The 20,823-nt window shown below is 50.0% G+C and carries 19 protein-coding genes and 1 tRNA gene; 10 read left to right on the plus strand and 10 right to left on the minus strand.

Annotation, left to right across the window (positions count from 1 at the left end; translation table 11 throughout):
* Positions 1–431: 431 nt before the first annotated feature.
* From GBAG_RS12205 to GBAG_RS12240, 8 genes are all read right to left on the minus strand, one after another.
* Complete coding sequence (locus tag GBAG_RS12205) at positions 432–1,385, minus strand: ArdC family protein (protein WP_034496392.1); 954 nt, start codon at positions 1,383–1,385, stop codon at positions 432–434.
* Positions 1,386–2,040: 655 nt separating this feature from the next.
* Complete coding sequence (ldtA, locus tag GBAG_RS12210; protein WP_034496394.1) at positions 2,041–2,955, minus strand: L,D-transpeptidase; 915 nt, start codon at positions 2,953–2,955, stop codon at positions 2,041–2,043.
* A gap of 61 nt (positions 2,956–3,016) precedes the next feature.
* Complete coding sequence (gene cbl / locus GBAG_RS12215; protein ID WP_034496395.1) at positions 3,017–3,961, minus strand: HTH-type transcriptional regulator Cbl; 945 nt, start codon at positions 3,959–3,961, stop codon at positions 3,017–3,019.
* Between the two features lie 105 nt (positions 3,962–4,066).
* A complete protein-coding gene (nac, locus tag GBAG_RS12220; protein ID WP_034496396.1) occupies positions 4,067–4,984 on the minus strand; it encodes a nitrogen assimilation transcriptional regulator NAC in 918 nt (305 codons plus the stop codon).
* 221 nt (positions 4,985–5,205) lie between these two features.
* On the minus strand, positions 5,206–5,709 hold the full coding sequence (locus GBAG_RS12225) for a protein disulfide oxidoreductase (RefSeq protein ID WP_034496398.1): 504 nt from the start codon (positions 5,707–5,709) through the stop codon (positions 5,206–5,208).
* On the minus strand, positions 5,699–6,310 hold the full coding sequence (locus GBAG_RS12230) for a DsbA family protein (RefSeq protein ID WP_034496399.1): 612 nt from the start codon (positions 6,308–6,310) through the stop codon (positions 5,699–5,701). The genes GBAG_RS12225 and GBAG_RS12230 overlap by 11 nt, the downstream gene beginning before the upstream one ends.
* Positions 6,310–8,193, minus strand: a complete 1,884-nt coding sequence (locus GBAG_RS12235) for a protein-disulfide reductase DsbD family protein (RefSeq protein WP_034496401.1) — start codon at positions 8,191–8,193, stop codon at positions 6,310–6,312. The genes GBAG_RS12230 and GBAG_RS12235 overlap by 1 nt, the downstream gene beginning before the upstream one ends.
* Positions 8,194–8,242: 49 nt before the next feature.
* The gene (locus GBAG_RS12240; RefSeq protein ID WP_034496402.1) at positions 8,243–8,608 is read right to left on the minus strand and encodes a hypothetical protein; all 366 of its coding nucleotides are present in this window, start codon (positions 8,606–8,608) and stop codon (positions 8,243–8,245) included.
* 189 nt (positions 8,609–8,797) lie between these two features.
* Here GBAG_RS12240 and GBAG_RS12245 point away from each other — a divergent pair.
* The 8 genes from GBAG_RS12245 (at position 8,798) to GBAG_RS12280 (ending at position 14,839) form a co-directional block, all read left to right on the plus strand.
* Positions 8,798–8,873: transfer RNA gene (locus GBAG_RS12245), tRNA-Asn, on the plus strand.
* A gap of 284 nt (positions 8,874–9,157) precedes the next feature.
* Complete coding sequence (locus GBAG_RS12250) at positions 9,158–10,135, plus strand: DUF1852 domain-containing protein (protein WP_034496450.1); 978 nt, start codon at positions 9,158–9,160, stop codon at positions 10,133–10,135.
* Positions 10,136–10,161: 26 nt separating this feature from the next.
* Complete coding sequence (locus tag GBAG_RS12255; RefSeq protein ID WP_034496404.1) at positions 10,162–11,190, plus strand: methionine synthase; 1,029 nt, start codon at positions 10,162–10,164, stop codon at positions 11,188–11,190.
* Positions 11,191–11,355: 165 nt separating this feature from the next.
* The gene (gene ydfZ, locus GBAG_RS12260; protein WP_034496451.1) at positions 11,356–11,559 is read left to right on the plus strand and encodes a putative selenium delivery protein YdfZ; all 204 of its coding nucleotides are present in this window, start codon (positions 11,356–11,358) and stop codon (positions 11,557–11,559) included.
* 244 nt (positions 11,560–11,803) lie between these two features.
* A complete protein-coding gene (locus GBAG_RS12265) occupies positions 11,804–12,769 on the plus strand; it encodes a threonine/serine dehydratase (RefSeq protein WP_034496406.1) in 966 nt (321 codons plus the stop codon).
* A complete protein-coding gene (locus tag GBAG_RS12270; RefSeq protein ID WP_034496408.1) occupies positions 12,766–13,710 on the plus strand; it encodes an ornithine cyclodeaminase family protein in 945 nt (314 codons plus the stop codon). The genes GBAG_RS12265 and GBAG_RS12270 overlap by 4 nt, the downstream gene beginning before the upstream one ends.
* A 29-nt stretch (positions 13,711–13,739) precedes the next feature.
* A complete protein-coding gene (locus tag GBAG_RS12275; protein ID WP_246864876.1) occupies positions 13,740–14,366 on the plus strand; it encodes a helix-turn-helix transcriptional regulator in 627 nt (208 codons plus the stop codon).
* A gap of 89 nt (positions 14,367–14,455) precedes the next feature.
* Positions 14,456–14,839: a VOC family protein gene (locus GBAG_RS12280; protein WP_051873705.1), complete on the plus strand. Its 384-nt coding sequence runs from the start codon at positions 14,456–14,458 to the stop codon at positions 14,837–14,839.
* 240 nt (positions 14,840–15,079) lie between these two features.
* On the opposite strand, the gene GBAG_RS12285 is transcribed toward GBAG_RS12280, so the two are convergent.
* On the minus strand, positions 15,080–16,138 hold the full coding sequence (locus GBAG_RS12285; protein WP_051873706.1) for a GTP pyrophosphokinase: 1,059 nt from the start codon (positions 16,136–16,138) through the stop codon (positions 15,080–15,082).
* Positions 16,139–16,485: 347 nt separating this feature from the next.
* Positions 16,486–17,274, minus strand: a complete 789-nt coding sequence (locus GBAG_RS12290; protein WP_034496409.1) for a phosphotransferase family protein — start codon at positions 17,272–17,274, stop codon at positions 16,486–16,488.
* Positions 17,275–17,502: 228 nt separating this feature from the next.
* Here GBAG_RS12290 and GBAG_RS12295 point away from each other — a divergent pair, with 228 nt between their 5' ends.
* Entirely contained in the window at positions 17,503–18,963 is a 1,461-nt protein-coding gene (locus GBAG_RS12295; protein WP_034496411.1) for an AMP nucleosidase, read from the plus strand.
* A gap of 12 nt (positions 18,964–18,975) precedes the next feature.
* Positions 18,976–20,754, plus strand: a complete 1,779-nt coding sequence (locus GBAG_RS12300) for an aminopeptidase P family protein (RefSeq protein ID WP_034496413.1) — start codon at positions 18,976–18,978, stop codon at positions 20,752–20,754.
* The last annotated feature ends 69 nt before the right edge of the window (positions 20,755–20,823 follow it).

Consider the following 20,823-nt stretch of genomic DNA (forward strand, 5'->3'; position numbering starts at 1 on the left):
AGTTTTTGTTCAGGACGCTGGATGAGCTTGAACAGGCATCCTCCTCAGATGACTGAAATTCATCACAGTTCCCCCGCACTATTGCATATCCTCATCCCTGCTTACCCGCTCGCGTACTGTGCCACACCTGCGCCCGTTAACCCCGGTCTGGCAGGGTGTGAGTGTGTGCCACCTTCACGCCCCCCGGTTCCCGGCGATATCTGCTGTTTGTTCTCTTCGGCCCTGTGCCATCGCCTCCCTGCGCTTCGCGCATAAAAAGCAGCAGGGCAATCCCTTCCCCCGCCATCGTCGGGCGCGACAGATGCGCCCGACGATGGCGTCAGATACAAAATAACCCGACAGTTATTTTTCCTGTATTTCCCCGGTCTCTGTGACAATCACAAATCATTGTTAAAATACCCACCCCGCAATCCGTTGCAGGGCGGGAGAATTCACAGCGCGACCAGATAACGGTGGGCTTTTGATGCCGCGCTGGCGGCCTGGAAAATATAACGTTTGTCATCACGCAGGTTTTTCAGCCAGGATGCTATATAGCTTTCATGCTGCACGTCGCCGCTGAGACCCAGGTCGGCCATCAGAAATGCGCTTCCCAGCTCCGCAATTAACTCTTCAAAAGCATATTCTTCCGAACCAAAGCGACCTTTCATGTCACGATTTAAACGGGTTTTATATCCACTCCAGTGAACCAGCTCATGCAAACCGGTGGCATAAAAATCTTCGGCCTTGCTGAATAAATGACGCTCGGGCAGATAAATCTCATCCGTGGCGGGTCTGAAAAATGCCTGCTGGCCGCGTTCGGTGATTTTCGCACCACTGCAGTTAAACAGGGCTTCAGCCTGGGGTAACGGGTTAAACGTTTCGTCTGCAGGCTGTACCGGCTGCGTGTCGCTGCCGCTCCGGGGTAAACCATCAATCTGCTCCACATTAAAGACGATAAAATGTTTCAGCATCGGAATGAGTTCAATCTCACCGTCTTCTCTTTCTTTCTCCAGCGTTTTGTAAAAAATCGCCATCGTGCCATGTTCACCTTTGCGGACCTGAGCGCCAGTGGATTTCGCCTGGTTGTAGGTCATCCAGCGTGAGTCCTGAAAACCCTGCTCAGCCGCACTGCACCACAACAGCATGATGTTAATACCGCTGTAGGTTTCATGTGTGGTGTAGTTTGAGGGAATACCAGACACCAGGCCGTTACGTTTCCACGGGCAGGACCACGGTTTAACGCCGGATTCGAGGGCTTTGATGATGTTATCGGTGACTGTTTGATAAATATCAGTTTTGGTTGCAGAACATTTCGTTTTTGAGGAGCCTGAGCGCACCAGCGACGATACGCTGGTCGCCGCTGCGGTGTCAGAAGTGCTTGTCCGGGTATGCAGATTCATCGTCATGGTATTTTCTCCGTCAGTTGAGTGTGTTTTCGTCTTCGTATCGCCTGACGGTTCGATGCACCGGGAGCGTTCTGGTCGGCAAGGGCGCAGAAGGCGTGCCATTTACCCTTGCGGAACAGGTTGTGACGGGGAACGATGACCGGAAGCTGATACGAAAGAGAAAACACACGGGAGAAAATAACGACGGGCATACGAGGGCTTAGCACTTCGACAATTGCGGCGGTGAAATAGAGGTGGCTTTAAGATGCGCATGACTGGTACCCGATGCGCTATGCTGAACCCATACTTAATCTGACACATTCATTATGACCTGCTCCTCATCTTTGAATGTATTGTTAAGTCTGAAACGTCCGCTTCGGAATAAACGGACTGCCAGCTCTCTTTAGACACAGTTGCACTACGGGGAAAGTCTCTCGTTACTCGGTCTGACTGCGCTTCATACAAGGAACACCATTATAATTATCACCCCATGCAGTGGAGCTGCTCATACCAGATTTATGTAACCAACAACTATTGGTGGTCATTCTGGTGGTCTTGACAGAAAGGTGATTCCGGTTTAGTTTATTTATTAGCCAGTTACTGGCAAAGGCGATCCCAGTCAGAGGAGCCAAATTTAAGAAGCCCGCTTAGGAAACTAAGCGGGCTTTTTGCTTTATCATTCAGAACTAATCAGCACCGGCATTCCGGAACGACGGGTCAGTGCAGCACTCACCACGCTGGCATCCACGCCAGAACCCTGCGTGACATTTTTGAGTGCCGAAGTCATTGGCAGCGGGACTTTTCTGTCAGATTCAAACTCCGCACGGTTACGCGACAAAGGCTCGTGCACTTCCAGCCAACTCCGCCCGTCTGGCTCGACGGTTGTTTTCACCGGCTGGTCAATCAGCTGCACGCGCGTCCCTACCGGGACATTATCGAACAGATATTTAATGTCGTCTTTACGCAGGCGAATGCAGCCCTGACTCACACGCAGGCCGATACCAAAGTTAGCGTTAGTGCCGTGAATGGCGTACAGCTTGCCGATATAAATCGCATATAGCCCCATCGGGTTATCTTCGCCCGGCGGCACGAATGCTGGCAGTGTTTTACCCTCTTTTGCGTACTCGCGACGAGTATTCGCTGTTGGCGTCCAGGCGGGAGCTTCCTGCTTACGTTCCACTCTCGTCACCCAGTTACGCGGAGTTTCGCGCCCGGCCTGACCAATACCAATCGGCAAAATCTCCACCGTGTTGCTATCTTCCGGGTAGTAGTAAAGCCGCATCTCAGCGACGTTAATCACGATGCCCTGGCGTACGGTATCCGGCAGAATCAGTTGCTGCGGAATGGTCAACTGAGTTCCGACTTTTGGCAGGAAGGGATCAACACCTGGGTTAGCCTCCAGCATATTGCTAAAGCCCTGTCCGTAAAGCGCCGCAAAATACTCCAGCGGCTGAGTATTCCCTTCCGGAACGGAGATGGTCAACGGTGCCCCGACCAGGCGGCTACCCTCTGGCGGAAGCATATAGGTCACAGCCAGTGCGCTATGAGTAACGGCAGCAAGCACCAGGGTAAGCGAGGACAAACGGATCATAATTTCCCTATTATTTGACGTGATGTAGATAGGTTAAATATAACCCTCCGTTAAGCTTTCGTCAGATTTCATAATCCAGCACCGTTTCTTCTGGCTCCAGTGCCAGGCGTTTAATATCGGCGACGGAAAGCTCCGGGTTACATAACTCGATAAAACGCCAGACGTAATTGCGCTGCAACTGCCCGCGCTTGAGGCCCAGCCATACGGTGTTGGCATCAAATAAATGGCGAGTGTCGAGCCTGACTAACTCCCCATCATCGCCGCTTGCCTGAAACGCCACCAGACCGATGCCCAATCCCAGCTCAACGTAAGTTTTCACCACGTCGGAATCCTGCGCGCTCAAAACAATATCCGGCGTTAAACCTCGGCGATTAAAAGCTTCGTCTATGCGCGCACGTCCGGTGATCCCCTGGCGATAGGTAATAATCGGCCAGCGGCTGATATCGTCAAGCGTAAGGGGATTAGCATGAATCAGTGGATGGCCACGCGGCACCAGCAACGTGTGATACCAACGAAACCAGGGATAAGCGACAACTAAAGGATCGGTACTCAGGCGCTCACTGGCAATGCCAATATCTGCCGTACCGTTATGCAAAAGCGTTTCTATTTCCTGCGGCGTTCCCTGAATCAGCTCAAGCCGCACTTCTGGAAACAGCGCTCTGAAAGATTTGATCACCGACGGCAGGCTGTAACGCGCCTGGGTATGGGTAGTGGCAATCGTGAGCACGCCGCTGGCGTCATTAGTAAAGACATCGGCCAGACGGCGCACGTTGCTGGCTTCATTGAGGATGCGTTCCGCAATCACCAGCAGTGCTTTGCCCGGTTCCGTCATACCTAATAAACGCTTGCCACGACGGATGAAAATCTCGATACCGAGTTCTTCTTCCAACTCACGAATGTGACGGCTGACGCCCGATTGCGAAGTGAAAAGCATGTTAGCGACTTCGGTGAGATTGTAGTCCCGCCGTGCCGCCTCGCGGATAATTTTAAGTTGCTGGAAGTTCACATTGCCCCCGGGGCATGACCGTTCTTTACACTATTGTTAAAGTGGCAACCCGGATCTAACAAATAATAAAAACCAGCAACTTATTCGATTTAGACATAAGCCTAATTAGCCGACCAGTAACAACTCGCGGCTTTCCTGCGTCGGGCGAACCACCAGCGACATTAAAATGTCTTTAACGGCCTGGGCTTGCGGCGATAACGCCGTACGGGCCGACAAATTAACCGAAAGCGGCAAATTCAGTGACGGACTGGTGATCCGTGCCATCCAGCCATTTGCGGAACTCACCAGCGATCGCGCGGCAGATTCTGGCAACACGGTCACGCCCATGCCACTAGCAATCGCGGCGGTCAGCGTCGAAATAGAATCAATCTCACCGGTAATTTTTGCCGTCAGGCGGCGCAGCGAAAACGCTTCGTCAACCCGTTTACGCACAGCGCTGTAGTCACGCGGCAGGAATAGGTTCATTTCGGCCACCGCAGCGAGATCGACTGTCTGACCTGGACAGTCGCGGGTGCCGACAAGAAACAACTCCTCTTTGAGTAACGGTTGGCTGGTGATGCCCGCCGTTGGAGAACGGTCATACAAGACCGCCATGTCAAGCTGGCCGCTTAACAGCTTGTCATTCAGGACAGAACTACTGTTCTCATGCAGATAGACCAGCACGTCGGGTAATTCCGCACGTACTGCCTGTAATAGAGGCATGGTAATAGATGAAGCTGCAGTGCCAGGCGCAAGTCCGATAGAAACCTGCCCGCCTAAAGTTTGGCCCACATTGCAAACGGCAAGCTGTGCCTGCTCGCACTGGCGCAGAATGGTCCGCGCGTGGGTATAGAGGATTTTCCCTGCTTCTGTTGGCGTTACGCCGCGTTTGGTGCGAATTAACAGCTGCTGATCCATTTCACCTTCAAGGGTAGCGACCTGTTGACTCAGAGCGGGCTGCGCAATATGCAGCACTTCTGCGGCCTGAGTCAGGCTACCAATATCGACGATTTTTACGAAGTACTTCAGTCGTCTTAAATTCATTTTGCCTCCTACACGGAATGCCAACGCCAGTCTCGGCAGTGATGTCTCTCTAAGAATTGCAATATGCTTGCCACTTTTGAGAAACATCCGACCAGATGCGCTAACAAGCTGGATAATAAGCAAAAGTGATTAAATAACGCGAAGAATAGGATTGAAACAGCGGTTCTCTTATGCCCCATAAGAGGTATTTGCGCACCATTACGGTGCGCAAATTCACAGGATTATAAGGCCGCCCACCATAGCCGCGCCTTCATTCCCCAATACGTTGTCCAGCCGGTAGTCGAAGAAACCACTTCACCTTTATATAGCACCACCAATGTCGGTGTGACGCCAATCTGCCAGTTGCGGGATAGCTCGCCAGAGGCGTCATTCACCACCGGTAGCTGAACTTTTTTCTGCTCAAGCCAGCGTGAAACATCGACGGCCGCACCAGAGCGCAGTGCGATAGTCATGACGTTTTCGCCCTCCTCCGCCAACTGCGCGACCGAAGGGGTTGTGTAACGACAAACGCCGCACCAACTGGCCCAAAAATAGAGCAACAGCGGGCGTTCTTCACTTAATGTACTTAACGTCACGGAATGGCCATCCAGCGTATGAAGCGGCGTGCTGTCAAAGGTTGCGGGCATCTTTGGCGCGCGCCACAAATCCATCAGCACCACGATGGTGATAAAAATCACCACCATCACCAGCGCTTCTTTCCCCCAACGCCTGAGCTTACTTTTCATTGGCCTGTTCCCGTTTTTCTTTCACCAGCTCCTCAAGTGAGTCCCACGGCACAGCACCTGCCAGCAGCGTATCGCCAACCAGAGTTGCCGGCGTGCCCTGAACCCCAACCACCCGCGCCAGTTGCAGATTGAGATTCAGCGTCTCCCGGCTCAGTTCATCAGGCTTGACCGCTGTTACACCGCTTTTAGCCACCGCCGCATCAATGGTGGCGGCGGTGTGATTCCCGGTTTTCGACATCAAACTTTGATGCAAAGCCAGGAATTGCTGCGGATGCTCACGCCAGGTGGTCAACGCCACGCGGGATGCCAGTGAAGATGATTCACCACGAAACGGCAGCAGCTTGAAAATGACGGCAACATCAGGGTATTTCTCAACAATTTTCTCCAGCATCGGGTCAAATTTTTTGCAGTATGGGCAGTTGTAATCCGTAAACGAGATAATCGTAAGTTTCGGGGATGCAGCACCAATCCGTGGGCTGGCAGGATCGTGAAACAACGCCTGATAAATCATTTGTTGCACTTGCTCTTCATTCGTTGGCTCTGCGGCATTCGCGCCAAAAGTCGCTGCCACTAACAGCAGCATCGTCATGATCATTTTCATTATTTCATTCCTTTCGCATCGTTTAACGTATTGAGCACAGCGTCACGCGTCAGCAGTGTTGGCAGTGGTTTTCCTTCGGGGAAATTCGGGCCATAAACCTGGTTATACGGCACCCCGGCCTGCCCGCGCTGTTTGAGAAATGCAGTGATATCTTTTGAAGGGAGCGTCCAGTCACCGCGCAGCGCAACTACATCAGGTTGCTGCAATGCCGCCTGCACGTCGTCACGAGAAAGCACATTTAACTTATTAATTTTGCAGGTAATGCACCAGTCGGCGGTGACATCAATAAACACGCGTTTATTTTGCGCCAGCGCGTCCGTAATCGCCTGTTCAGTGAGCGGCTGCCAGGGGATATTTTCTTGCGCCGCGGGTTTTGACGATGAGCCAAAATGCACAGATAACAGACTCACTAGCCACAACGCCGAGCCAAGCATCATCACTGCCAGTATCCGGCGCAGCCAGTTCATCCAGCGTCCAGGTTTAGGCAGGCGTAATGCAAGCGATGGGCGGGCGGCAATTAACAGCCACGGCAAGCTCATGCCTACGCCAAGCGCGAGGAAGATCCCCCAAAGCGTGGGCAGCGATGCCCCCAGCGCAACGGCGACGGCAGTGCCAAGGAACGGGGCGCTACACGGTGTCGCCAGTAACGTCGCCAGTGCGCCCTGCCAGAAGTGACCGCTAATACCCTTTCCGCCATGAGTAGCAAGTTTAGTGGTGACATTAGATGAAAGTCGAAACTCGAACAGCCCAAACAGGTTGGCGCTAAAGATCAGCATCACTGCTGCCATAAAGCCGATAAACCAGACATTCTGGAACTGAATGCCCCAGCCCACAGCCTGATTCGTCAAACGCAGTACCGTCATTAACAATGCCAGCGCCATAAACGAAACCATAATCCCGGTAAACGAGGCGAGGAATTGCTTGCGGATCACACGTTGATCCTGCTTATCCGCCAGCAATACCGAGCCGAGTTTCATCCCCAAAACCGGCAGAACGCAAGGCATCAGGTTGAGAATAAAACCGCCCAGCAACGCCAACAGTAAAACCTGCCACAACACAAAATCGCCACTGGCAGGTGGCATAACTGGCGCATCGGCTATCGTAACCTGGCTTTGCTGTGCAACACCGTTATCAGCGATAACCAGTGAAAGATGACGCCCGCGCAGATCTGGCCCGGCGCCATCCCAGCCATCGCTCACCGGTATCGTTGCCCACAGCTTTTCGCCATCAACGCGATATTTTGGCTTACCTAAACTGGCATCGTCGGGCATATCGAGAAACAGTTCGGGTTTCTGCCAGCCAGCCGCACGAGTGGCTTGCACCACCAGTTCAGCATTGTGATATCCGGCAATCAGATTGTCCGTCAGCCCGTCGGCAAGCGGGACTTTACCCATCGCTTGTGCGTAGTCATGTGTAAATGTCGCATCATCTTGAGTGGGGGTGATTTCAAAAGGGTAATCCGTCAGCAAGCAAACATCTTTGCAGGTCGAGAGCGTCAACACGCCAGCAATTTTCGCCGGGATTTCGCCGTCAAGCTGCATCGGAATGCTGACTTCATTGTGATAACCCTGGGTGGTGATTCCGCCCACATCAAAACGCTGTGGAACAGGCCAAAACCACTGGGCCGATTTTACCGGCTCGTGCCAGCTAATCGTCGGCGCAACGCCGCCGTCGCCGGGTGAACGCCAGTATGTTTTCCAGCCCTCTTCGAGTTTTACATCCAGTAAAAACTGGGTTTTCCCAGTCCCGGTGGTATCCGCACGTAACCTGACGCTGGCATGATCATTCTCAGCAGACTGAAGCCAGCCTGCCTGCGCCGCCCATGAAAATGGGTGCCATAGCAATAAAAGACAGAGCAACGTCTGCCTGAAAAGACTCAACATATTTTTTCTCCGTTAATGAATTATCGAACTGTGTTAAACAGCCGACGTTTCATTCACGGAAGACGCAGAATCGCAGATGTACCCGGAGCGTGGGCGAGGAAAACTCCCGAACCGGTGTGACGGAGGAAGATGCCGCCAGCAGTGGCGCAAGAAGTGTGAGGAGCAGACTGAAAACAAACAGCGCGCCTTCGAACAAAACAGGAGGTGAGGCAAGCAATGATTTCGCGCTTAATTCGCACGGCGTCACTGGCGCGGCTTCATCAATTTCAGAGGCACTATTTTGCGAGAGCATGACGTTTTCGGCAACTTTCATCTGCAAGGCGTGCATTCCCGCCATGCGCTGGGCCGTGCAGACAAGCACCACCAGACATGCCAGAAATAAAAACCACTTTGCCAAATTCTGCCGTTTAAGCATGAAACCCTCGCGTCATTGAACCGCATATCTTAGCCAGTCGTGCCGGTTTGGCAACACATGAGCTGTAAAGAACTGTCTGTACGCCCGAAACGCCGCGTTTGTCTGTTTTATCAGCAAACGAACCAGCGGAGTGATGACAGGCTTTGACAAGCCCTGATGGCATCGCTAATATGCGCCCCGTTAACCGATTCCTCTGTAGTTCAGTCGGTAGAACGGCGGACTGTTAATCCGTATGTCACTGGTTCGAGTCCAGTCAGAGGAGCCAAATTTAAGAAGCCCGCTTAGGAAACTAAGCGGGCTTTTTCGTTTTTGTCGCCAGCGGTCGGCCTTCTGCCAACATGTCCCCTCACCTGAACATGAAATTCTCTCATGTTCTCTGAAATTTAATCACTTTTACTCAATCAGTGACTCTGGCATAAATATCCTACTGCAATCAGTTACAGACAATATGAAGACTACTGGTTAAGAAACCTGAAAAGAAAATTGGGTCGTGCTGCAAAAGCAAAAAATAAATTCAGGTCTTATCAGAAATTAGGATACCCAATCGCGATGAATAAAGAATTTAAATTTACTATTAAAAGCATTTCTTTCGATGAGAATTACAATCCATCCGAAAATACGCGCATCACGACCAACTTTGCTAATTTAGCCAGAGGTCATAAGCGCCAGGAGAATTTGCGCAATACCTTAAAAATGATTGACGACCGTTTCAATTCCCTGGCGCATTGGGATAATCCACAAGGCGATCGTTATGGCGTCGAACTTGAAATTATCTCCGTGGAGATGGATGTTGAAGGTAAAGGTAACACCTTCCCAGTGATTGAAATATTGAAAACGAATATTGTCGATCAGAAAACTAACGAGCGTATTGAAGGGATTGTTGGGAACAATTTTTCCTCTTACGTCCGGGATTATGACTTTAGCGTCTTGCTGTTAGAGCACAACAAGAACAATGCCGGGTTTAGCACGCCAGATAATTTTGGTGATTTGCATGGAAACCTATTCAAGTGCTTTATTAACTCAAGCGCTTACAAAGAACGCTTTAATAAATCACCGGTGATATGCCTGAGCGTGTCCAGTAAAAACACTTATCATCGCACTGAAAATCATCATCCGGTATTGGGTGTGGAATATCAGCAAGATGAGTCGTCCATGACCGATCACTATTTCAATAAAATGGGGTTGCAGGCTCGCTATTTTATGCCGCCAAATAGCGTTGCGCCCTTAGCCTTTTATTTTGCAGGTGATTTGACGAGCGACTACACGGATCTTGAGCTGATCGGGACTATTAGTACGATGGAGACTTTCCAAAAAATTTATCGGCCTGAGATTTACAATGCTAATTCTACCGCCGGGAAAATATATCAACCGAGCCTGAATCAACAGAATTATTCATTAACTCAAATTGTTTATGACCGAGAAGAACGTAGCCAGTTAGCTATTGAGCAGGGAAAGTTTACAGAAGAGAACTTCATCAAACCATACCAAACTATTCTTGAAAAATGGTCTGCTAATTACGCTCACTGATTATTAAAAAATTAAGGCTCTTTATTATGAAAATATTGTTACCCACTTCGACTGCGGGCAGTTTGCCTAAACCTTCCTGGCTTGCACAACCTGAAACGCTTTGGTCTCCATGGAAACTGCAAGGTGATGAATTAGTTGAGGGCAAACAAGATGCTCTCCGTTTGTGCATGGAAGATCAGCTGCATGCCGGGATTGATATCGTCAGCGACGGCGAGCAAACGCGTCAGCATTTTGTCACGACATTTATTGAACACCTCAGCGGCGTTGATTTTGAGAAGCGTGAGATTGTTAAAATTCGCAATCGCTATGATGCGAGTGTACCCACTGTTGTCGGGCCTGTTTCTCGCCAAAAACCTGTTTTTGTTGAAGATGCCAGATTTTTACGTCAGCAAACTAAACAACCCATTAAATGGGCGCTGCCAGGCCCAATGACAATGATCGATACGCTTTATGATAGCCATTATAAAAGCCGCGAAAAACTCGCCTGGGAATTTGCCAAAATTCTTAATCAAGAAGCCAGAGAATTAGAGGCGGCGGGTGTTGATATTATCCAGTTTGATGAACCTGCATTTAATGTATTTTTTGATGAGGTGAATGATTGGGGAATTGCTGCGTTAGAAAGAGCAGTTGAAGGGCTTAAATGTGAAACGGCCGTACATATTTGCTACGGTTACGGCATCAAAGCTAATACAGACTGGAAAAAGACGCTGGGTTCAGAATGGCGGCAATATGAGGAATTTTTCCCCAAATTGCAGGCGTCTGCCATCGATATAATTTCACTGGAATGTCAGAACTCTCGCGTACCAATGGATCTCATTGAACTCATTCGAGGGAAAAAAGTCATGGTCGGTGCCATTGATGTGGCAACCAATATTATTGAGACACCAGAAGAAGTCGCGAATACTTTACGCAAAGCACTTCAGTTTGTAGACGCCGATAAGCTCTACCCTAGCACTAACTGCGGCATGACTCCTTTACCTCGCCAGGTAGCACGAGGCAAGTTGAGTGCTTTAAGTGCAGGCGCAGAAATCGTCCGCAGAGAACTCTCGGCTTAATAACGTCGCAAAATATAGTTGATTGAAAAAATAGACTTCGGTCTTTTCCTGAGCATCTGAAACTTATAAAATTTTGACTTAGCTCAAAACATTTTGACCGATTCAGAGCTATTTATTTGCCGTTAAATCATCTCATCTTGATACAACATAAAAGGAGGAATGATGATGTTGACCTATGATTGCTACCGTAACGCTATCTCAACTGGCAGCCGTGTTATGGTTTTCAATAAGGGTCTGACTGGTGTTATTAAGGCCATTCACGGCGAAGGTAAATCAGCCGAACAAATTCGTCGTTCTCAGTGTGTTGAAATCGAAGGTTGCGAAGGTGTGTTCTGCCCGATGGAGTTGGTTAGACTTGAACTTCACTGATAGGGCATATCGATTTAGCACATTGTTATTACAAATAAAATAACCCTGCAAACTCATTATTTAAGGTCACCGAATAGGTGGCCTTTTTTTATGGACTATATAGCCACGCTGACCTCCTCCCCAACAATGAATACAGGGCGGACTTAACAACGCTTTACGATGGCCTGCAATGCACAAATTGTGCGATAGACAAAGTGTACTAAAAGTCTATATTAGATAATAAATACATTTAGAGAAGATCACTATGTCGCAGCTACTCAAACTTTTTACCGCCAGCCAGGAAGCGCATACCGCACTTCGCCCACAAGTCAGAAAAACGCCGCTCGACCGCAGCCACATGCTTTCGACGCTGTACGGGTGCGATCTGTTTCTTAAGGGTGAGCATCTGCAACACACCGGTTCGTTTAAATTCCGCGGTGCCAGCAACAAGATTCGCCTGCTGACCCCGGAACAAAAGGCGCAGGGAGTGATCACGGCTTCTTCGGGTAATCACGGGCAAGGTATGGCACTGGCGGGGGCAATGGCAGGCATTCCGGTGACTGTTTTTGTGCCAGCCACCGCTTCACCTTTGAAGATTGACGCTATTCGTGCCTACGGCGCAACGGTGAATATGATCGAAAAGGACGCCCTTAGCGTCGAACTGGAAGCGGCAGAAACCGCGGCCCGTGAAGGGATAACCTTTGTTTCACCCTATAACGATGAAGATGTGATCGCCGGGCAAGGCACCATCGCGTTTGAAATGTTTGAAACAGAGCCGAAACTTGATGCCGTTTTTGTGGCTGTGGGCGGTGGCGGTTTGATTTCCGGCATCGGCGCGGTAATGAAACATCTGTCACCGGAAACCCGCATCGTGGCTTGTTGGCCTGAAGCGTCTGTGGCGATGTACGCCTCACTTCAGGCGGGTGAAATTGTGGAGCCGGAAGAGCACGATACGCTTTCAGACGGCACGGCGGGCGGGCTGGAACCCGGCACAATCACCTTCCCACTCTGCCAGGCGGTTGTCGATGACTGTGTGCTGGTCAGCGAAGAAGAAATCAAAGCGGCGATGAAAACCCTGGCCCGTTATGAACGCTGGATGGTGGAAGGCGCGGCGGGTGTGGCAATGGCAGCCTTTATGCAGCAGGCCGAGCAATGGCGAGGCAAGCGTGTCGCGGTGGTGCTGTGCGGTAAAAATATCATCCTCGAAAAATTCACCGGAGCGGTGAAATGAAGGTTATCGGCCTTGAAGAAATCAAAACGCTATTTAACCAGACCGACGCGCTGACCCGACTAAAAGCCGGTTTCGAAGCGTTTTCCGCAGGTCGGGTGCAGCTTCCGCCAGCCCAGCAATTTGCCTTCTCGCAAGCCGAAGGCGACTGCTGTATCAAGTCCGCCTGGATTGAGGGCAGCGATAGTTTTTGTGTAAAAATCTCAACGGGCTTTTATAACAATCCTTCCCTGGGATTGCCCAGCAATGACGGGCTCAGTATGGTTTTCTCGGCACAAACGGGACAACCCCTGGTGCTGCTGGACGATCATGGTTGGTTGACTGGCGTACGCACCGCGCTGGCAGGACGCATTGCCGCGGAAATGCTGCTTCCTGAGCGTATAGAGCGAATTGCTATCTTCGGCACAGGATTACAGGCAAAGCTTCAGCTGCGACAGTTACTTGAGCTAACCCCTTGCCGTGACGTGATTGTCTGGGGACGTAGCGAGGCATCGTTGGCCCGTTTCCGCGAGCAAGTTTCCGATATTGATATTCAGCTTATTACAACGACCAGCGAGCAGCAGGCTGCAAGCGGCGCTACGGTTATCGTCACGGCCACGCCATCAACCGTTCCGTTGGTGCTTGCCGAGTGGGTTCAGCCCGGAACACATATCACCGCCGTGGGTGCCGATAGCCCAGGCAAGCAGGAGCTTGACGCAAAACTGGTAGCGAAAGCGGATTGTATTGTGGCTGATTCGCTCAAGCAGTGCGGGGCTTACGGTGAGTTAAGCCGCTTATCGGCTGACCTTCGTGAGAGCAAAAAGGTGATTGAGCTGGGGTGTTTACTGGCAGACCGTTCGCAATATGTGCGTAGCGAAACTGATATTACCCTTGTCGATCTAACCGGGCTGGGCGTGCAGGATGCGCAGATTTCGGCCAGTATTCTGGCGCAGTTAAAAGTGTAAAACGGTTACCAGGCGGAAGGAATCAAAGTTTGAACGAAAATATAAGCCTTAAAGATGAGCAGTTTGCCACGCTAAAAGCGATGGCAGAAGGAATCGCAGCGCTGTTTTTCCCGGTGGTAGAAGTCGCTATACACAACGTTAAAAGCGGCAAAATTGCCTGGCTTGCTAATAATATCTCTAAACGCAGCATCGGGGATGATGCCGGGCTTGAGGAGCTGTCGCTTCACGACCTTGAAAGCATGACCGGGCCTTACGAAAAACTGAACTGGGATGGTAAAAAAGTCCGCTCAGTCAGTATCCGCGCAAACGTAGAAGGTGAAACCGAATATATTTTTTGCATCAACTTCAGCACTTCGCTGTTAGAGGATGCCAAAAATGCCCTCGAGATGTTCCTTTCTGTTAACCGTTTGCAGCCACAGCCCGTCCAGCTTTTTAAACATGACTGGCAGGAAAAAATTAATACTTTTCTTCATCAGTGGCTGAATGAAAATAATACGTCGCTTTCCACACTCTCTCGCCAGCAGAAAAAGGAACTGGTGACGGAGCTGTATCGCCAGGGTGCATTCACCGTCAGAAACTCCGCAGACTATATTGCTAACGTGCTCTCTATGGGGCGCGCGACTGTTTATAAGCACCTCAAGGAAATCAAAAACTGAAAATGTCCTTTGAACTATCGTAGGCGTGGTGACTCAGTGAGTCGTTGTATCAATTTAGTATTCAATTTCAGACCATTAAGGAAGCAGGCATGTCGCAGAATACTGAATCCAGCGCTGAGTTTTATGTGCAGACACTCGGTCTGCCGCTAAAGCCAATGGAGGGGAACTGCGATTACCTGCTGTCGGAAAAAGACCTGCTGAAGGGCGTGAAGCATTTTGCCGTCTGGCCACTATCACAGGCAGAAAATTCATGTTTTGGTGTTGGGCAGTGGCCAACTGAACACCCGATACCACAGGGATGGATTGAATACGAGGTAGAGGATCTCGATTCTGCTACCCGCATATTGAGTGAGAAGGGTTATCGCCTGTTGGTGGCTAACCGCATAGAGCCGTGGGGGCAAACCGTCACGCGCCTGCTCAGCCCCGAAGGGTTGCTTACCGGACTGACAATTACCCCCTGGCTTCGTGGGTAAATAATGACCGCTCCTGCACGAAGCGGTCAGGTTGAAGGGCCTTATTGTCTGCGGTGAGCGAGGAGCGGAAATTCACGATTGGTTCCATTGCTCATTAAGGCTTTACAAGCATCGCTGTAGGTTAGTGAGCCGGGAGCAGATCAAAGCTTTACGGGGGCCGTCCAGGGCAGTTTTTACTTTGAACGCCAAGACCACCGAATGGTGGCCTCAGTTATTTCAACGGGAGTTATAATAATAAAACTATTGATTACTTGCAGCGAAAGTACGAACTAATTGTGAAGCTTTTTCCTCTGACATAAAATGGGAATAAAATTCCCTCAGATGTTCAGCCTCTTCCTCGTCTTCATCGCCTACTACAGCCCAATTTAGAGATTCTTTTCTACTTAATCCCTCAAAGTCATTAATTAGCATAACATCACGAAGGAAACCATATATGTTATTTTCTGGGGAGTGTACCTTACATACCTCGACGTAATTATCGGGGATTGAATCTGCAATTGATTTAAAGTTGTCAAGTCCAGTAAATTCTAATTCCTCTATAATATCTCTAGTGGTTGAACCACCCCAATCCTTTACAGGAACCAAATCCAAACCTATTTTTTTGCTAATTTCTTGTACAAATTTTGAAAGATTGATGGAGTTTATTTCTTGAGATAATAGTGCCTCCAAGTCATTATCTTTTATGGATTCTTTATATTCGTCAATGGCGTTAACAATCTCAGAGAAACCTTCATCCGCAATTTCAAGCATACCGGAGTATAAATTGATTTTTCTTTGGATCTGTAATGGTAAGTTTGCACCAAGTTTGTAATTACGATCATGCGTTAATTCTGCCCAAGCGTGCTGCAACATAGTTCTGACTTGAATTTCGCAGTTCAAGCCTGAGATATACTCATACTCTTTCAGAGCGTTTCTTTTTTCACCAATGTCGCAAACATAATGCACAGATCTATATCCTACTTTATCAGAGGATAGCCTGCCTTCATTGTCCATGCTATTCTTAACGTCAATATTGAATGTGGACTTGATCACATCACTAACTCTAGTTATATCAGACTCTAGGTATAATATTATCCTTACACCTGAAATATCTGTTAACTCATCAGTTGGGTTTTTATATTTTTTCCTACCAATTTTCTCCAGTATACCTTCCTTCGTTTTAGTTCTATAACTAACAGAAAGATAGTCCACTTGATTTTGTTGAAGGAGGTTCTCAATTATAAAAGCTATATGCTTTCCTAAGAGTTCAAACTTGGGTAAGTTTTCATCGACCCATGAATTAATGCTTTGTTCTTTCATACACCCTCGCTTAATTGCGGCTTCCCTATTACAAATTGAAGATAAAATAAATCATAAACAATTCAATTTCTGTCTTAAAATTTTACTTAAAAGAACACTTATGTAAGAAAAATTCAACCGCTAATTTTAATAGTTCTGACCTGCTCCCCGTTAATCAACAAAAACTGATATCAGCAACGTCCCCCTTGATTAAGGATAGCGTTGCATCGACCCCTTGAACTCACAGCACATAGCGGACTGGTTGGGTGGTCATCAGGTCAGCTATGAGCGAGGAGCGAGGAGCGAGGAGCGGACATGCTATTCATAGTGGAATCCGCTTCGGTAATAGCTCAATGGTTTTGAAAACCTCAAAGCATTTTTACAGTGTTATCTAGCCAGGCAGGAAGATTTTCTCTGTACCAGTTGAGATAGAATTGAAAATCACTTTTCTGCCTTTCATTAAGCAATACGACTACCTCGGTAACAATCCATGCTTTAGCAATCGCAATTTCTTTAGCTAAGTCACCTGGATTATATTGACGAGATATACAGTTATAGCGTTCAGCAAACTCAATAAATTTTTGTTTAGAACCCATTCCCTTTATCAGTGGAGCGAGATCAATAGCTGGGCTACCCATGCTGAATCTCTCCCAGTCAAAAAGCACTAAATCACCGTTATCCCTTTTCCCCCAATTACCCGCATTACTATCGCCTGAAATTAAGCACTGCCCGCTAAAAAGAGCATCACTTTCCTGCTGAAAATACCGTAACTGTTTTGCTGCTCTATCCGGTAATGCCAACAATATGAGAGATTTTTCGAGGGCTGTTTCTGACCAGGTGTGATTATGATAAACCCATGAAGGGTCAGGCCGATGGGAATGTAAGCGAGACAGAATTGACAACACTTCATCTCGTCCAACCGCATCCTGATCAACCTGGTGCGGGATATATTCCAGTCTTAACTTGCGCAAGGATGGTTCGGCTAACAACAACTTTGGGGTGAAAATGTCTGCCTGAGCGAGATCCCGAGCTGCATATTGATAAAAGTTGTACTCCACATCACTGACAGGAAACTTCTCGATTACCTGATGATTTGTTTCATCCACAAAAAGTGTCACTTTAGCGGAACCCATGCAGGATAAATTATCAACAGACATGCATATTTCCTTTAGCTTTGATCGGTTGGTTAATTCGGAGGCGTTTGAGTTTAGCGTAGACTGAAATCCTTACGATAAGACGCTCTCCCTATCGCTTATCCGAGCTGGGAAGAGGTTTGTTAGCAGGCTTCTTGTTTTCTCCTCCTGCCCCTTCCGTTGACGCCCGCCGATGACATACTATCGAAGCTGCAAACAGCCCTGTAAAAATCAGCAGGATGAGGAGAGAAGATGACGCATCAGACAGCCGCTACGGCCCTTACCCCGAACCAGGCCCTCGATAAATTAGAGGAGCTGTACGATGCCTCGGTCAACGCACTGCGCGACGCTATTGGCCAGTATGTTGAAAACGGCGCACTACCTGAATTTGAAAAACGCGCCGCAGGATTATTTGTTTACCCGGAACTGCGCGTCAGTTGGGATGGCACCGTTAAGCATCCGAATAAAACTCGCGCTTATGCTCGTTTCACCCATTCCGGCAGTTACACCACCACCATCACCCGCCCGGCACTTTTCCGCCACTATCTCGCCGAACAATTAACGCTACTTTACGAAGATTACGGCGCGCAGATTGAAGTGGGTTTATCGCAACATGAAATCCCTTATCCGTATGTGATTGATGGCTCCAGTTTGTCGCTGGACCGTTCAATGAGTGCCGGTTTACCACGCCATTTCCCGACTACCGAACTGGCGCAAATTGGGGATGAAACGGCGGACGGCCTGTTCCATCCCACCGAGTTTTACCCGCTTTCACACTTCGACGCCCGTCGCGTTGATTTCTCGCTCGCCCGCCTGCGCCACTACACCGGCACGCCGGTTGAGCACTTCCAGTCTTTTGTCCTGTTCACCAACTACACCCGTTATGTGGACGAGTTTGTGCGCTGGGGTTGCCAGCAGATCCTTGACCCGGAAAGCCCATACGTTGCGCTTTCCTGCGCAGGCGGCGTGTGGCTAACCGCCGACAGCCAGGCTCCCGAAGAAGCCATTTCCGATCTCGCCTGGAAGAAACACCAGATGCCCGCCTGGCACTTGATTGATGCCAACGGTAACGGCATCACGCTGATTAACATTGGTGTTGGCCCATCAAACGCGAAAACTATTTGCGACCATCTGGCGGTGTTGCGCCCTGCGGCCTGGCTGATGATTGGCCACTGTGGCGGCCTGCGCGAAAGCCAGTCGATTGGCGATTACGTGCTGGCGCATGCGTACCTGCGCGACGACCATGTGCTTGATGCGGTTCTACCGCCAGATATCCCCATCCCAAGCATCGCCGAAGTGCAGCGCGCTTTGTACGACGCCACTAAACTGGTGAGCGGCATGCCGGGCGAAGAAGTGAAACAGCGGTTGCGTACCGGAACCGTCGTCACCACCGATGACCGTAACTGGGAATTGCGTTACTCCGCCTCGGCCCTGCGCTTTAACCTGAGCCGCGCCGTTGCGATTGATATGGAAAGCGCCACCATTGCCGCGCAGGGTTATCGCTTCCGCGTGCCATACGGCACCTTGCTTTGTGTTTCCGACAAACCGCTGCACGGTGAGATCAAACTCCCTGGCCAGGCAAATCGCTTCTATGAAGGTGCTATTTCTGAGCATTTGCAAATCGGCATCTGCGCTATTGATTTGCTGCGAGCGGAAGGTGAACGCCTGCACTCACGTAAACTCCGTACCTTTAACGAACCCCCATTCCGATAAGAGAACATAAGAATGCAACCAACATCATCTCTGCATGCCCTACGCAAACTGCTCAAAGAACGCGACCTCGATGGCATGATCATTCCGCGAGCGGATGCGCATCAAAGTGAAGACTGCTCACCAAATGACAACAAACTGGAATTTATCAGCAACTTTGACGGTTCAGCAGGTCTGGCGCTGATTCTGGCTGACCGCGCGCTGCTGTTCGTTGACGGGCGTTATCAGGTTCAGGCGCGTCAGCAAGTGAACCTTGAAGAGTTTGAAATCCATCATTTGCACGACGAACCACTTCATCTGTGGCTGCGTGACAACTTACCCGCCGGTAAACGCATCGCGTTTGAGCCGCTGCTGATGGTCAACAGCCAGTACGAAAGCCTGCGCACCAGCGGTTGCGACCTGGTTGCCGTCAATGACGACCCGCTCAATACCATCTGGGCCGATCGCCCGGCAGCACCTCGCGGCGTTGTGACCCAAATGCCAGATGAGATCAGTGGTGAACCAAGCGCTGCTAAACGTGCACGCATGGCGGCTTTGCTCAAAGAAAAAGGCGTCGACTATCTTGCCATCACCCTGCTGGACAATATTGCCTGGTTGCTCAACGTGCGCGGTTCCGACGTTGCCATGAACCCGGTTGCGCAGTCTTTTGCTCTGCTGAAAAACGATGGTGAAATCGAATGGTTCGTCGACGATGCAAAACTGCATCAGCTTGACAGCACCCTGCTGAACTCGGTCAGTCTACAACATCATGACTCTTTCCTGGCCCGTTGCCAGCAACTTGCCGCAGGTAAACGTTTCTCGCTTGACGGTGACACTGCGCCTGTCGCAGTGCGCATTGCCGTAGAAGCGGGCGGCGGTGAGATAGTCTGGCAACCCGATCCTATTACGCTGGTAAAAGCGAATAAAAACAGCGCCGAACTGGAAGGTTACCGCGCGTGTCACATTGAAGATGGCGTGGCATGGGTGAACTTCCTGGCCTGGCTCAGCCACGAAGTGCCACTGCGTGAAGCGGCGGGCAACCCGGTCACTGAACTCGAAGCGCAGGAAAAACAACTCGCCTTCCGCCAGCAGTGCGACAACTTCCGCGAGCAAAGCTTCAGCACTATTTCTGCTGCGGCCCACAACGCCGCCATGTGTCACTATCATTCCGCACCAGAAACCAACATGGCAATAACCACCAAAGCGTTCTACCTGAACGATTCTGGCGGCCAGTATTTCAACGGCACCACCGATGCCACACGCACCCTGAACTTTGGGCAAGTCGACGCCCAGCGCCGCCTGCATTACACCGCGGTATTGAGAGGCTTCCTGGCGCTGATTTCACTGCAATTCCCGCAAGGTACACAAGGCCACCAGTTGGACGCTTTCGCGCGCCGTCCATTGTGGGAAATGGGTCTGGACTACGACCACGGCACTGGCCACGGCGTGGGTCATTGCCTGTTTATCCATGAAGCCCCGCACCGTCTGGCGAAGAAAGTGAACCCGTGGCCGTTGTTGCCGGGCGTTATCCAGACCATCGAACCGGGTTACTATCTGGAAGGCAGCCACGGTATGCGAGTTGAAAACCAGGTTGAAATCGTTGCCTCGCAGCCAGGCTTCTGCAAATTTGCTTCTCTGACGTTGATCCCAATCGATCTGAGCGCGGTTGAAATATCGCTGTTGAGCGAACAAGACATCGCCTGGCTTGATGATTACCACCAGCAGGTACGTGAAATCTTGTCGCCGCTGGTTTCAGGTGATGCCCGTCCGTGGCTGATTGAAGCGACCGCGCCGGTCAGAACTCAACGTGCATAAACCCGACTGATCAACGGGTTTTGTCGGATGACGCTACCGCTTCTCCAACCTACGGAGAGGTTTGTCACC

It is taken from the genome of Buttiauxella agrestis ATCC 33320 (genome assembly GCF_000735355.1).
In the GTDB taxonomy this organism is placed as follows: Bacteria; Pseudomonadota; Gammaproteobacteria; order Enterobacterales; family Enterobacteriaceae; genus Buttiauxella; species Buttiauxella agrestis.